Consider the following 13,541-nt stretch of genomic DNA (forward strand, 5'->3'; position numbering starts at 1 on the left):
CCCCATTTGAGAAGCTCGGTGTTTCACGTGAAACACCGACTTACCCGGCTTCCACCAACACCTCCGCCGTCTCCTCCCGCCCCACCATCTCCCGCAACGGCCCCTCCACAGCGGCCAACTCGGCATAGGAGCCCCGCTGCACCACCCGCCCCGCGTCCAGCACGATCACCTCGTCCACCGCCTCCAGCCCCGCCAGCCGATGGGTGATCAGCAGCGTGGTCCGCCCCTCGGTCGCGGCCAGCAGGTCCGCCGTGAGCGCGTCGGCGGTCGGCAGGTCGAGGTGTTCGGCGGGCTCGTCCAGTACCAGGACGGGGAAGTCCGCGAGGAGCGCGCGGGCCAGCGCGAGGCGCTGCCGCTGGCCGCCGGAGAGCTTCGCGCCGTGCTCGCCGACGAGCGTGTCGAGGCCGTCGGGCAGGGCGTCGGCCCACTCCAGGAGCCGCGCCCGCCGCAGGGCGTCCCGCAGCTCCGCCTCGTCCGCGCCCTTCCGCGCGAGGAGCAGGTTCTCGCGGACGGTGGAGTCGAACAGGTGGGCGTCCTGGGCGCACAACCCGACCAGCCCGCGCACGTCGTCGCTGTCGAGGGCGTACGCGTCCACGCCGCCCAGCGTGTACGTCCCGGACTCGGCGTCCAGGAACCGCAGCAGCGCCTGCGCGAGGGTCGTCTTCCCGGAGCCGGAGGGACCGACGACGGCGATCCGGCGGCCCTCCGCGAGCGTCAGGTCGACCCCGGCGAGGGCGGCGCGCTCCTGTCCGTCGTACCGCGCCGTGAGCCCCTTCAGGGCCAGCGGGAACGGTGTGGCGGGCGCCTGGCGGGGCCGCTGCGGCTCCCGTACGGGCGCGGGGGAGTCCAGCACCTCGTGGACCCGCTCCGCGCTGCGTCGCACCCGCTGCCGGTACCGCACGGCAAGGGGCAGCCCGAGGACCGCCTCGAACGCGGCCAGCGGCGTGAGCACCACGACGGCCATCGACACACCGTCCAGCCGCCCGGAGGCCACCCCCTGAGCCCCCACCAGCGCCGCCCCCGCGACGGTCAGCCCGGTCACCAGCACGGTCAGCCCGTCCCCGAGCGCGGTCGCCGCCGCCCCGCGCGAGGCGATCCGCGTCAGCACCCAGTCGGCCGCACGCGCCTCGTCCGTACGGCGGTGCAGGGCGCCGGCGACGGTGAGTTCGGCGGTGCCGGTGAGCAGGTCGGCGACCCGGGTCGCCAGCACCCCGCGCGCGGGGGCGAGCCGGCGTTCGGCCCGCCGGGAGACCGCCCCGGTGACCAGCGGCACACCCACCCCGGCCAGCAGCAGTCCGGCGGCGAGGACCGCGCCCGCCTCCGGCAGCAGCCAGCCGGTGAAGGCCACCGACCCGGCCGACACGACGACGACGGCGCCGACCGGCAGCAGCCAGCGCAGCCAGTAGTCCTGGAGGGCGTCCACGTCAGCGACGAGCCGCGACAGCAGGTCCCCGCGCCGGGCCGAGCGCAGTCCGGCGGGCGCGAGCCGCTCCAGGCGCCGGTAGACGGCGACCCGGGTGTCGGCGAGCATCCGCAGCACCGTGTCGTGCGAGACGAGCCGCTCCGCGTACCGGAACACGGCCCGCCCGATCCCGAACGCCCGCGTCCCCGTCACGGCCACCATCAGATACAGCACCGGCGGCTGCTGCGAGGCCCGCGAGATGAGCCACCCGGACGTCGCCATGAGCCCCACGGCACTGCCGAGCGCGAGGCTCCCGAGCAGCGCCGCGAGCAGCAGCCGCCCCCGACGCGGCCCGGCCATGGCCCGCACCCGCGCGAGCACACCGCCGCGTACGGTGCCGGTGGGCGTCTCTCCGGCGACCTCTTTCAGCTCGCCGGGAGTGAAGAAGTCGGCCTGCGTGACACCGTGTTCGTCCCGTACGACGGCCACCGGCGCCCGATCCACGGCAACGGTCCCCGCCTCCGCGATCCGCACCACCCGGTCCGCCGCCTCCAGCAGCGCCGGCCGGTGCACCACGAGCAGAACCGTCCGCCCCTGCGCGAGCCGTCGGACCGCCGCGACGACCTCCGCCTCGGTCGCGCCGTCCAGTGCGGCCGTCGGCTCGTCGAGGAGCAGCACAGGCCGGTCCGCGAGGAACGCGCGCGCCAGGGCGAGCCGCTGCCGCTGCCCGGCGGAGAGTCCGGCACCGTCCTCGCCGAGCACGGTGTCGAGGCCGGCGGGCAGCGCGTCCACGAACTCCAGGGCGCCCGCGTCGGCGAGCGCCCGGCGGACGGCCGTGTCGTCGGCGTCGGGGCGGGTGAGGCGGACGTTCTCCGCGATCGTCGCGGCGTACAGGTGGGGCCGCTGGGGGACCCAGGCGATCCGCGCGCGCCACTCGTCAAGGTCGAGGTCGGTGAGGTCCTTGCCCCCGATCCTGACCTCGCCCTCGGTGGGCCGGGCGAAGCCGAGCAGGACGTTCAGGAGCGTCGACTTGCCGGCGCCGCTCGGGCCGACGAGGGCGACCGTCTCGCCGGGTGCGACGGTGAACGAGGCGTTCTCGACGGCGGGGACGGCCCGGCCGGGGTAGCGGACGGTCACTCCGTCGAGGGTGATCGCGCCCTGCGGGACGGCGGCCGTGCCGGACGCGGGGACCGGCTCCTCCAGCACCGCGAAGATCTCCTCGGCGGCGGCGAGCCCCTCGGCGGCCGCATGGTACTGCGTGCCGACCTGCCGCAGCGGCAGATATGCCTCCGGCGCCAGGATCAGGATGACCAGTCCGATGTAGAGGTCCATCTCGCCGTGCACGAGCCGCATCCCGACCGTCACCGCGACCAGCGCGACCGAGATCGTGGACAGCAGCTCCAGCGCGAAGGAGGAGAGGAACGCGATCCGCAGCGTCTTGAGGGTCGCCTGGCGGTACTCGCCGGTGATCTTCCGGATCGACTCGGCCTGCGCCTTGGCCCGCCCGAACACCTTCAGCGTCGGCAGCCCGGCGACCACGTCCAGGAAGTGCCCCGACAGCCGTGACAGCAGCCGCCACTGACGGTCCATCCGGGACTGGGTGACCCACCCGATCAGCATCATGAAGACCGGGATCAGCGGCAGCGTCCCGACGATGATCGCCGCCGACACCCAGTCCTCGGTCACGATCCGCGCGAGCACCGCGACCGGTACGACGACGGCGAGCCCCAACTGCGGGAGATAGCGCGAGAAGTAGTCGTCGAGGGCGTCCACGCCCCGGGTCGCGAGGGAGACGAGCGACCCGGTCCGCTGCCCGCTGAGCCACCCCGGGCCGAGCGCCCCCGCCTGCTCCAGCAGCCGCCCCCGCAGCTCCGACTTCACGGCGGCGCTCGCACGGTGGGCGGCGAGTTCGGTGAGCCAGGAGACCAGCGCACGGCCGGTCGCGACGGCCACCAGCAGGAGGAGGGGGGTGCGGAGGTCACCGACCAAGTGGCCGTGCTGGAAGGCGCCGACGACGATCTCGGCGATGAGCATGGCCTGAGCGATGACCAGGAGAGCACCGAGAGCCCCGAGTCCGACGACCGCCGCCAGGAAGAGGCGGGTGGCGCGGGCGTATCGGAGGAGACGCGGATCGATTGGTTTCACGTGAAACATGCCCCTTCGGTCCAGAGGGGTGTTTCACGTGAAACACCCCTCTGTCGAAACTCAATGCGCTTCAGCGATGTGCTGCGTCCCGATCCGCTTCCGGAAGACCCAGTACGTCCACCCCTGGTACAGCATCACGACCGGCGTCGCGATCACCGCACACCACGTCATGATCTTCAGTGTGTACGGGCTCGACGAGGCGTTCGTGACCGTGAGGCTCCACTCCGGGTTCAGCGACGACGGCATGACGTTCGGGAAGAGCGTCAGGAAGAGCATCGCCACGGCGGCCACGATCGTGACGCCGGAGAGCGCGAACGACCAGCCCTCACGCCCGGCCTGATTCGCGACGAGCGCGGCGACCAGGGCGGCGACGGCCACGACGAGAGCGACCAGGCTCGCGCCGTCCCCGCTGTCGGCCTGCGTCCAGACCAGGAAGGCCAGGGCGAGGGCGGCGGTGACGAGACCGACCTTGAGGGCCAGCTTGCGAGCCCGCTCCCGGATGTCACCGACCGTCTTGAGGGCCGTGAACACCGTGCCGTGGAAGGTGAACAGGCTCAGCGTGACGAGCCCGCCGAGGACGGCGTACGGGTTGAGCAGCTCCCAGAAGCCGCCCACGTACTCGAAGTCCCGGTCGATCTTCACGCCGTGCACGATGTTGCCGAACGCGACGCCCCACAGGAACGCGGGGATCAGGGAGCACCAGAAGATCGCCCGCTCCCAGTTGCGCTGCCAGTTCTCCTCGGGCCGCTTGGCGCGGTACTCGAAGGCGACGCCCCGGACGATGAGGCAGAGCAGGATGACCAGCAGCGGCAGGTAGAAGCCGGAGAAGAGGGTGGCGTACCACTCGGGGAAGGCGGCGAAGGTCGCGCCGCCCGCGCTGAGCAGCCAGACCTCGTTGCCGTCCCAGACCGGGCCGATGGTGTTGATGAGGACGCGCTTCTCCACCCGGTTACGGGCGAGGAGCTTGGTGAGGACGCCGACCCCGAAGTCGAAGCCCTCCAGGAAGAAGTAGCCGGTCCACAGGACGGCGATCAGGACGAACCAGACGTCGTGCAGTTCCATGACGGTGCAGCTCCCTCGGCCTAGTACGAGAAGGCCATCGGCTTGTCGGCGTCTCGCGCCTCGCCGCCGATCTTCGTGGGCGGGTTGAGGTCGGCCTCGGTCAGCTCCGGCGGGCCGGCCTTGACGTACTTGGCGAGGAGCTTGACCTCGACGACGGCGAGGATCGCGTACAGCGTGGTGAAGGCGATCATCGAGGTGAGGACCTCGGCCTGGGAGACACCGGGGGAGACCGCGTCGCGGGTCTGGAAGATGCCGTAGACGACCCAGGGCTGACGGCCCATCTCGGTGAAGATCCAGCCCCAGGAGTTGGCGATCAGCGGGAAGGCCAGGGTCCAGATCGCCAGGCGCCAGTACCAGGTGGTGAGCTGGGGGCCGAGCGCCTTCTTGCGGAAGAGGACCAGGTTCGGCACCTCGTCCTCACCGGTGCGCAGGTGCTCGGGGAGCATGAACTTCTTGCGGGTCAGCCACAGGCCGAGCATGCCGATCGCGAGGGAGGTCATGCCGAAGCCGATCATCCAGCGGAAGCCCCAGTAGGCGACCGGGATGTTGGGGCGGTAGTCGCCGGGGCCGAACTTCTCCTGCTCGGCCTTGTTGACGTCGTTGATGCCGGGGACGTGCGAGGTGAAGTCGTCGTTCGCGAGGAAGGACAGCAGGCCCGGGATCTCTATGGCCACCTTGTTGTGGCCCTTGTCGACGTCCCCGTAGGCGAAGACGGAGAACGGCGCGGGTGCCTCGCCGTCCCACAGGGCCTCGGCGGCGGCCATCTTCATCGGCTGCTGCTTGAACATGACCTTGCCGAGGGTGTCGCCGCTGATCGCGGTGAGCAGACCGGCGATCACGACGGTGATCAGGCCGAGGCGCAGGGTCGTCCGCATCTCGACGATGTGCCGCCTGCGGACCAGGTGGAAGGCGGAGATGCCGACCATGAACGCGCCGCCAGTCAGGAACGCGGCCGTGAGGGTGTGGAACGCCTGGCTGAGCGCGGTGTTCTGGGTCAGGACGAGCCAGAAGTCGGTCAGTTCGGCGCGGCCCTTGGCCTCGTTGATCCGGTAGCCGACCGGGTGCTGCATCCAGGAGTTCGCGGCGAGGATGAAGTAGGCCGACAGGATCGTGCCGATCGAGACCATCCACATGCAGGCGACGTGGATCTTCTTCGGGAGCTTGTCCCAGCCGAAGATCCACAGGCCGATGAAGGTGGACTCGAAGAAGAAGGCGATCAGGGCCTCGAAGGCGAGGGGGGCGCCGAAGACGTCACCGACGAAGCGCGAGTAGTCGGACCAGTTCATGCCGAACTGGAACTCCTGCACGATGCCGGTGACGACGCCCATCGCGATGTTGATCAGGAAGAGCTTGCCCCAGAACTTCGTCGCCCTGAGGTACTTCTCCTTGCCGGTCCGCACCCACGCGGTCTCCAGCCCGGCGGTGAGCGCCGCGAGCGAGATCGTCAGGGGGACGAAGAGGAAGTGGTAGACGGTGGTGATACCGAACTGCCAGCGCGCCAGTGTCTCTGGCGCCAAGGCCATTTCCACGTCGTCAGTCTCCTTACGTGCCGTGGTACTGCGGCAGTTTGCCCCGTATGTCACACACAACAGTGGAGCAACTGGGACACGCTTGTGAACGCGTTCACATTCACAAGCAATTATGGCGCATGGCTGTTCGAGGGCGGAGGGGTGGGGGGTACCCAAGCGGCGTGCGACGTGCGTCATGCACATCGCGCCCCTGTCCAGGTTTCACGTGAAACGTCCCCGGAACCGGCCGGATCAGGGCTCCTGGCACCCGCTTCCCGGTGAAGCCGACGCTCCACATGGCACCGGCAAACGGTCGGCGCAAGCCCGAAACCGGCCGCCGTGCGATTGGTCACAGGCCGGCCCCGCTCCTGCGGCGCCCTAGTCGTTGAAGAACGAGGCGAGCATGTCGTTCAGATCTTCCAGCGTGTCGTCACGGCTGCTGACATCGAGTGCGGCGAGCAGGCCGATGCAGTCGGCGATGTAGCCACCGAGGTCGACGATGAGGTCGTAGAACGACTCCTCGTCGTCATGGAAGAGCCCCACCATGAGTCGCGCGGTCTGCTCCATTCCCGGCGGGCCGGTCAGCAGCGATTTGAGCATCTCCACGAGCGGAGCCCGGTGTTCCCCCTGGGCCGCGGACACTCTCTCGAACTCGGCGATGATGTCCGCCGCGTCGAGGTTCCGTTCCTGCGCGAGCCAGGCGGTCAGCCCCGCCGCTGCCACACCCGAGCCGATCGCGAGCATGTTGACCTGCTCCGCGCTGCCTGCGGCCAGATCGGCTTCGGCGGCCCTGATCACCACCCGGCACACAGGGGACTCCGTGCGCAGGCGTGCCGTCTTCGTGGCCGGGTCGAGAGCCGCGCGTATCAGCTCCATGGTGGGCCCTTGGCGTGATGTCATCCGGCCATCCTCGCCGCCCGCTCCGCCGCCCGGCGGCCGAACGCCGGATTCAGCGTGCCGAGTTCTCCCCCGGCACGCTCCCGCCTCCCGGCCCGGGGAAACGCTCGGCTCAGCCCTCCTTGATGAACCCCTCGGTCACCTTCAGGAAGATGTCGTTCGCCTCGGTCTCCCCGATCGTCACGCGCGCCCCCTCGGGGAACGGCCGCACGACGACCCCGGCCCGCTCGCACGCGGCGGCGAACGCCGGCGTCCGCTCCCCCAGCCCGAGCCAGACGAAGTTGGCCTGGGAGTCGGGGACGGTCCAGCCCTGGGCCCGCAGGCCGGCGAGCACCCGGGCCCGCTCGGACACCAAGGACCCGACGCGGCCCAGGAGTTCGTCCTCGGCGCGCAGCGAGGCGACGGCGGCGTCCTGGGCGAGCTGGCTGACGCCGAAGGGCACCGCCGTCTTGCGCAGGGCGGCGGCGACGGGCTCGTGGGCGATCGCGAAGCCGACGCGCAGCCCGGCGAGGCCGTACGCCTTGGAGAACGTGCGCAGGACGCAGACGTTGGGGCGGTCGCGGTACAGCTCGACGCCGTCGGGGACGTCGGCGTCGCGGACGAACTCGCGGTACGCCTCGTCGAGGACGACCAGGACGTCGCCCGGCACCCGGTCGAGGAACCGCTCCAGCTCGGCCCGCCGCACGGCCGTACCCGTCGGGTTGTTGGGGTTGCAGACGAAGATCAGGCGGGTGCGGCCGGTGATCGCCTCGTACATCGCGTCCAGGTCGTGGACGGCGCCGGGGGTGAGGGGGACCTGTACGGAGGTGGCGCCGCTGATCTGCGTGATGATCGGGTACGCCTCGAAGGAGCGCCAGGCGTAGATGACCTCGTCGCCCGGGCCCGAGGTGGCCTGGAGGAGCTGCTGGGCGACGCCGACGGAGCCGGTGCCGGTGGCGAGGTGGGAGACGGGGACGCCGAAGCGGTCGGCGAGTTCGGCCGTCAGCGCCGTACACGCCATGTCCGGGTAGCGGTTGAACGAGGAGGCGGCGGCCGTGACGGTCTCCAGGACGCCGGGCAGCGGCGGGTAGGGGTTCTCGTTGGAGGACAGCTTGAAGGCGACCGGGCCGCCCTCGGCGGCCGGCCTGCCCGGCTTGTAGGTGGGGATCCCCTCCAGCTCGACCCGCAGCTTGGGGTTCGTCTCGCTCACCACAGTCCTCCTCGTGCCCGGCTCCGGTACTCAATTCTCCTCACCTTAAGAGGATTCGGCACGTGCACGTCAGCGGGCGTACGGACCCGGTTCGTCACACGCGCATCAGGGGCAACAGCGCACGAAGGCGACGAAACAGGGGGCGTGACGTACATATATCTATGCGCCGGTGGCACGCGCCGTGGCGCGCATCCCTCGTGCAGGTGAGTTGAGACCTCTTCGAGACATCGGTGCCTCGACAGGCTCATCAGCGCCGATGCCACATGTAATGCTGTTCGAACAGCCAACTGACTTTGTTTCTCAAGTACTTGAGCGATTTGACCTTGCAGAAACGTGCCTGTCGATGAGTGCATATGCGTCCGCCCTACCCCACCTCATGAGCCCTACTATCGGCACGCCATGACAGCAGCAGGGAAGCACCAGGTGAGCCGCGCGGAAACCTCACGCCGAGGCAGCCGGCCGGGCCGAGCGGGCATCAGGGACGTGGCCGCCGCCGCCGGAGTATCCATCACGACCGTCTCCGACGCCCTGAACGGCAAGGGCAGGCTCCCTGATGCCACCCGACGCCACGTCCGCGAGGTCGCCGACCGGCTGGGCTACCGCCCGTCGGCCGCGGCCCGCACGCTCCGTACGGGTAAGTCCGGCCTGATCGGACTTACCGTCACCACGTACGGGGATGAACCTTTCACCTTCACCGAGTTCGCGTACTTCGCGGAGATGGCCAGAGCCGCCACCTCCGCCGCGCTCGCCCGCGGCTACGCGCTCGTCATCCTCCCGGCGACCTCGCGCCACGACGTGTGGTCGAACGTCGCCCTGGACGGCACGGTCGTCATCGACCCCTCCGACCAGGACCCGGTGGTCGGCGAGCTCGTCCGGCAGGGTTTACCCGTCGTCTCCGACGGCCGCCCCTCCGGCCCGCTGCCGGTCACCGCGTGGGTCGACAACGACCACGAGGCCGCCGTCCTGGACATCCTCGACCACCTCGCCGACGCCGGCGCGCGCCGGATCGGGCTGCTCACCGGGACCACGACCGACACGTACACCCACCTGTCGACCACCGCGTACCTGCGCTGGTGCGAGCGGGTCGGCCAGGACCCGGTCTACGAGGCGTACCCGGCCCACGACCCGTGCGCGGGCGCCGTCGCCGCCGACCGGCTGCTCGCCCGCCCCGACCGGCCGGACGCCGTGTACGGCCTCTTCGACCCCAACGGCACGGACCTGCTCGCCGCCGCCCGCCGCTACGGCCTGCGCGTCCCCGAGGACCTGCTGCTGGTGTGCTGCAGCGAGTCCACGGTGTACGCGAGCACCGAACCCCCCATCACCACCCTCTCGCTGAAACCGCGCCGGATCGGCACCGCGGTCGTGCAGCTCCTCATCGACGCGATCGAGGGGGTGGACTCGGACCACCCGGTCGAGCAGGTGATACCGACCGAACTGATCATCCGTACGTCCTCCCAGCGCCGCCCGCCGCGTACGACGGTGAGCCCGCCGCGCACGCCCGAGGGGACATAGCGGGACGCTTCCGGGGAGCCCTGAGGGGGTTTCCCGGAAGGTCCGGCCGGCGTGGTGTTTTCGGGGCGGGAGCCGTCGCATGATGTGCGCGGGGCGGGGAACGGGGTCGCGCGGAGCACCGGCGCGACGGACAGGCACGGCTCAATCGGGGCGAATGCCACGCACCGGCGCGCGCCCGAACCGATTCACCACCCCTGGGTCATCACATGGCCCGATCCGCATTCCTATGATGGGCCCACGACACCGCGGGCCGCTGCGACCAGGCAGTCCGAAGCGGTGCAGATGCGGCGCGATGGTGGAGGGGTCTGATGACTCAGGGGGCCGGTCAGGGACCCGAAGCGGAACGGACGGCGACGTTGCGCGACTTCCGGGTGCCCGCGTACGTCCATGAGACCGGTCCGTACGACCCCGCCGGGCATCCCGGCGACGCCGTACCGGCCGACGAGCAGGGCTACCCAGAGGGGTACACGCCGACCCAGCGCGACCTGCCGGTCATCAACCGGGGCGACACGCTGCGGATGCCGGTCGCGGAACCCGTGGCGCCGGTGTCCCCGGACGGCCCCGGACCGCTGTTCGTCGTCGGCGACGTGCACGGCTACCTCGACGAACTCCACGAAGCGCTGCGGGAGAAGGGCCTCATCGACGAGGCCGGACAGTGGTGCGCGGGCAACGCGCGGCTGTGGTTCCTCGGCGACTTCACCGACCGCGGGCCCGACGGCATCGGCGTGATCGACCTGGTCATGCGGCTGTCGGCGGAGGCGGCCGCGGCGGGCGGCTACTGCAAGGCCCTGATGGGCAACCACGAACTCCTCCTGCTCGGCGCGAAGCGGTTCGGCGACACCCCCGTCAACTCCGGCGCGGGCACCGCCACCTTCCAGGCGGCCTGGCTCCTCAACGGCGGCCAGAAGGCCGACATGGACCGCCTCCAGGACCACCACCTCCAGTGGATGGCCCGCCTCGACGCGATCGAGCACGTCGACGACCATCTGCTCGTCCACTCCGACACGACCGCCTATCTCGACTACGGCGACTCGATCGAGGCCGTCAACGACACCGTCCGCGAGACGATCACGCGCAACGACGCGGACGAGGTGTGGGATCTCTTCCGCAAGTTCACCAAGCGCTTCTCCTTCCGCGACGAGGGCGGCGCCGACGCCGTGCGCGCACTGCTCGATACGTACGGCGGCACCCGGATCGTTCACGGACACAGCCCGATTCCCTATCTGCTGGGCGAAGTCGGCTCCGAGGACGGCGAGGACCAGTCGGGTCCGAACGTCGAAGGACCGCACATCTACGCGGAGGGACTCGCCATCGCGATGGACGGCGGAGTGACCATGGCCGGAAAGCTGCTGGTCCAGCGGCTGCCCATGGATAATCGGCAGTCCACCGGGCAGGCGGCCGGTAGGGAGGACTGATCGCCGGCGGCACAGGCCCGGGTCCAATTTCCGCAAACCCCCTGTCACCTTGAGCCGTCGCCGCTCTACCATCGGCTTATCCGTAGCAGGCTCCCCTCCGTTTCTGCCCGACGGCTCGTTGGCATGCGAGCCCCAAGCCCTACGGAGCATCGGGGGATGCACATGAACAGCGTTCCGCAGCACCTGCACAGTGAGGACCGCCAGGAGTACGAGCGGATCCTCGACGAGGCGCTGCGCTCCGCACCACACCACCCGGAACTGGCCGGTATCGGCCGGCGCCTCAACCCCGTACAACTGCGCACCATGGCGCTGGGCGCCACCGCGTTCATCACGACCGCGGCGGCGACCGAGTACCAGCACTACGTGAAGGTCCGTGACGAACTGCGCCATCCGGCGCCGGCTTCCTCCGCATCCCGCGACACCCACGCCGGTGAGCCGGCGAGCGGGGGCGCGGGGATCGCCACCACGCTGGGAGAGGCCGCCGTCGAGCCCGCCGGGGCGGGAGCCGTCGCCGTCGCCGCCGTGCTCACGCCGGTCCTCGCCGGGACCGCCGCGGTGATCTTCCTGCTCGTCGGCTATCTGCTCAAGGCGCTCGACCCGGCCCCGGCGTTCGCCGAGGCGCTGGTCACGGCGGGCTGGGTGTTCGGGGTGGTCACGGCGCTGGCGATCCTCGTCGCCACCGTCGGACTGCTGCTCACCGCGCTGCGCAACCGGCCCGCGCTGGAGGCGGGGCCGTACAACGAACAGGCGGAGGAGGTCGAGCGGGCCAGGGAAGCCTGGCGGGTGGCCCTGCTGGAGCGCGGTTTCCTGCCGTTCTTCCGCGACGCGCTCACCCAGGGCCCGACCGCCCCGGTCCCCCAGACGGCCCCGCCGTCCCCGACCAGCCGCCTCCCGAAAATCGGATACGACCGTCCCGGATTCACCAGCCCCGACGACGGCCCCGCTCCGGGCCACCGCCCGAGCTTCTCCAGCCCGGACTACACCAGCCCGGAATTCGGCGGCCCGGACAACCAGCCCGACTAGATCCACCCATCCCCGGTTGCTCCTGGCTCGCGTCCCTCCACAGGGGGCGCGAGCCAGGGGGGCTTTCACAGCGGCCGAAGGTCGGACAGATAGTCGGTGACGACCACGAAAGAGACCGCCTCTCCCGACGCCGACCGGCCCAGCCAGACGGGGTAGCCCCCGTCACCGGCTGTCGGGAAGCAGATCAGGTCGCTGCCTGTGCTCTCGTCCACACTGCGCAGGTGGCCGTCCGCGACGAAGTCCACGGGAACCTTCTCGCTGTGCCTCCGGTAGTACGTCATGACCTGATCGACGTGCGTGTCCCAGCCGGACGCGTCCGCGAAGGACCCCAGGGCTCCATCGGTGCCGAATCCGAAGCCCCCGCCGTCATGCAACAACCGGACGTCTTCCCCCGACGCCAGCGCCAACTCCCAGGCGGCCACGGGCTCGTCCCGCAACAGCAGGCGTACGGCGACGGGATCCTCCGTCTCGACATGCTCGCCCATGAAGTCGTACTCGTACCCGACGACGGCCTCCTGCATGGGGTACGTCCCCGGCGCGAACCCCTGCACGAGCTCACGTCCGTCGGCCGAAGGATCGGCGACGACCAGCCTGCCGCTGGGCACCCGCAGCCGGGCGATCTCCCGCACCCCGACGACCGTCATCTCCGGCTGGACGTCGGTCGAGAACTTCGTCCCGACGGTGAACAACTCGGTCAGGTAGGCCGGTTCTGCGGGCCGGGGCGAAACCCAGAGCTGGGGCTCGTGGACCGGCTCGGCGGGCTCGGCCTCCTCCGCGTCCACCACCACCGGCGCCGTCCCGGTCTCCCCGGAGACCAGCAACCACCCCTCTCCCCCCACCCCCAACGCCCCTCTGCCCAACCATCGGTCACCCTCGTCGATGTCCGCGGGCGTGTGCGTGGCCCCGCCCCTCGGCCGCTCGACGACCTTGCGCCCCTTGCCGTCGGGGTACAGCTCCTGCCGCACCCACGTGACATCGCCCCCGAACTCCTCCTGCTCGGCGGACACGTACAACCAGGCCCCCACCCGCAGCAGAAAAACCCGCTCCTCCTCCAGCAGCCGCCAATCGGCCTCGGCCTTGCGCCGGCCCCACTCGTCGTACCCCCACACCCCGACGTACGACGCCCCCCAGTCGACAAGATGCACCTCCACCGGCTCCCTCCGCCCAGCCACCCGGTGGACCATCACATATGGCTCCCCCTCCGCGTCCCGCGCCTCGGCCTGTTCCCGGGACAGCGGCCCCACCGCGGCCCGGCCTCTCAGATCCCACCCCACCGCGTACGACACGAACACCTTGTCCACGACACTTGCCCCCACATATCGAACAACCTTGCCAAAACCGTAACCCCCGCCACTGACAACGCCCCATCACGAGGAATACCGGGCTGG

General features: G+C 70.6%; 9 protein-coding genes. 3 read left to right on the forward strand and 6 right to left on the reverse strand.

What is annotated here, in order from left to right; all coding sequences use genetic code 11:
• Positions 1 to 40: 40 nt before the first annotated feature.
• The 5 genes from cydD to hisC all read right to left on the reverse strand — a co-directional run bounded on the left by cydD (position 41) and on the right by hisC (position 8,203).
• Positions 41 to 3,556: a thiol reductant ABC exporter subunit CydD gene (cydD, locus tag ACLZOT_RS18865; RefSeq protein WP_416970123.1), complete on the reverse strand. Its 3,516-nt coding sequence runs from the start codon at positions 3,554 to 3,556 to the stop codon at positions 41 to 43.
• Between the two features lie 51 nt (positions 3,557 to 3,607).
• Entirely contained in the window at positions 3,608 to 4,609 is a 1,002-nt protein-coding gene (gene cydB / locus ACLZOT_RS18870; RefSeq protein WP_416970124.1) for a cytochrome d ubiquinol oxidase subunit II, read from the reverse strand.
• 20 nt (positions 4,610 to 4,629) lie between these two features.
• The gene (locus ACLZOT_RS18875) at positions 4,630 to 6,138 is read right to left on the reverse strand and encodes a cytochrome ubiquinol oxidase subunit I (protein WP_416970125.1); all 1,509 of its coding nucleotides are present in this window, start codon (positions 6,136 to 6,138) and stop codon (positions 4,630 to 4,632) included.
• 357 nt (positions 6,139 to 6,495) lie between these two features.
• Complete coding sequence (locus ACLZOT_RS18880; protein ID WP_416970126.1) at positions 6,496 to 7,017, reverse strand: hypothetical protein; 522 nt, start codon at positions 7,015 to 7,017, stop codon at positions 6,496 to 6,498.
• Positions 7,018 to 7,126: 109 nt separating this feature from the next.
• Positions 7,127 to 8,203 (reverse strand): histidinol-phosphate transaminase, encoded by a 1,077-nt coding sequence (gene hisC / locus ACLZOT_RS18885; protein WP_416970127.1) that lies wholly within the window; start codon positions 8,201 to 8,203, stop codon positions 7,127 to 7,129.
• A gap of 399 nt (positions 8,204 to 8,602) precedes the next feature.
• Between hisC and ACLZOT_RS18890 the strand changes: the two genes are divergently transcribed.
• From ACLZOT_RS18890 to ACLZOT_RS18900, 3 genes are all read left to right on the forward strand, one after another.
• Positions 8,603 to 9,715: a LacI family DNA-binding transcriptional regulator gene (locus tag ACLZOT_RS18890; protein WP_416970128.1), complete on the forward strand. Its 1,113-nt coding sequence runs from the start codon at positions 8,603 to 8,605 to the stop codon at positions 9,713 to 9,715.
• A gap of 308 nt (positions 9,716 to 10,023) precedes the next feature.
• A complete protein-coding gene (locus ACLZOT_RS18895; protein WP_416970129.1) occupies positions 10,024 to 11,130 on the forward strand; it encodes a metallophosphoesterase in 1,107 nt (368 codons plus the stop codon).
• Between the two features lie 156 nt (positions 11,131 to 11,286).
• Entirely contained in the window at positions 11,287 to 12,153 is an 867-nt protein-coding gene (locus ACLZOT_RS18900) for a hypothetical protein (RefSeq protein WP_416970130.1), read from the forward strand.
• A gap of 65 nt (positions 12,154 to 12,218) precedes the next feature.
• On the opposite strand, the gene ACLZOT_RS18905 is transcribed toward ACLZOT_RS18900, so the two are convergent.
• The gene (locus tag ACLZOT_RS18905; RefSeq protein WP_416970131.1) at positions 12,219 to 13,469 is read right to left on the reverse strand and encodes a DUF4241 domain-containing protein; all 1,251 of its coding nucleotides are present in this window, start codon (positions 13,467 to 13,469) and stop codon (positions 12,219 to 12,221) included.
• Positions 13,470 to 13,541: the final 72 nt, after the last annotated feature.

Origin of the sequence: Streptomyces sp. 4F14 (genome assembly GCF_048159485.1) — a bacterium.
Classification (GTDB): domain Bacteria; phylum Actinomycetota; class Actinomycetes; order Streptomycetales; family Streptomycetaceae; genus Streptomyces.

What these genes read in the sequence shown, in the direction of transcription:
- cydD (WP_416970123.1), bottom strand. Translation starts at nt 3,556, where the DNA reads ATGTTTCACGTGAAACCAATCGATCCGCGTCTCCTCCGATACGCCCGC.
- cydB (WP_416970124.1), bottom strand. Translation starts at nt 4,609, where the DNA reads ATGGAACTGCACGACGTCTGGTTCGTCCTGATCGCCGTCCTGTGGACC.
- ACLZOT_RS18880 (WP_416970126.1), bottom strand. Translation starts at nt 7,017, where the DNA reads ATGACATCACGCCAAGGGCCCACCATGGAGCTGATACGCGCGGCTCTC.
- ACLZOT_RS18890 (WP_416970128.1), top strand. Translation starts at nt 8,603, where the DNA reads ATGACAGCAGCAGGGAAGCACCAGGTGAGCCGCGCGGAAACCTCACGC.
- ACLZOT_RS18895 (WP_416970129.1), top strand. Translation starts at nt 10,024, where the DNA reads ATGACTCAGGGGGCCGGTCAGGGACCCGAAGCGGAACGGACGGCGACG.
- ACLZOT_RS18900 (WP_416970130.1), top strand. Translation starts at nt 11,287, where the DNA reads ATGCACATGAACAGCGTTCCGCAGCACCTGCACAGTGAGGACCGCCAG.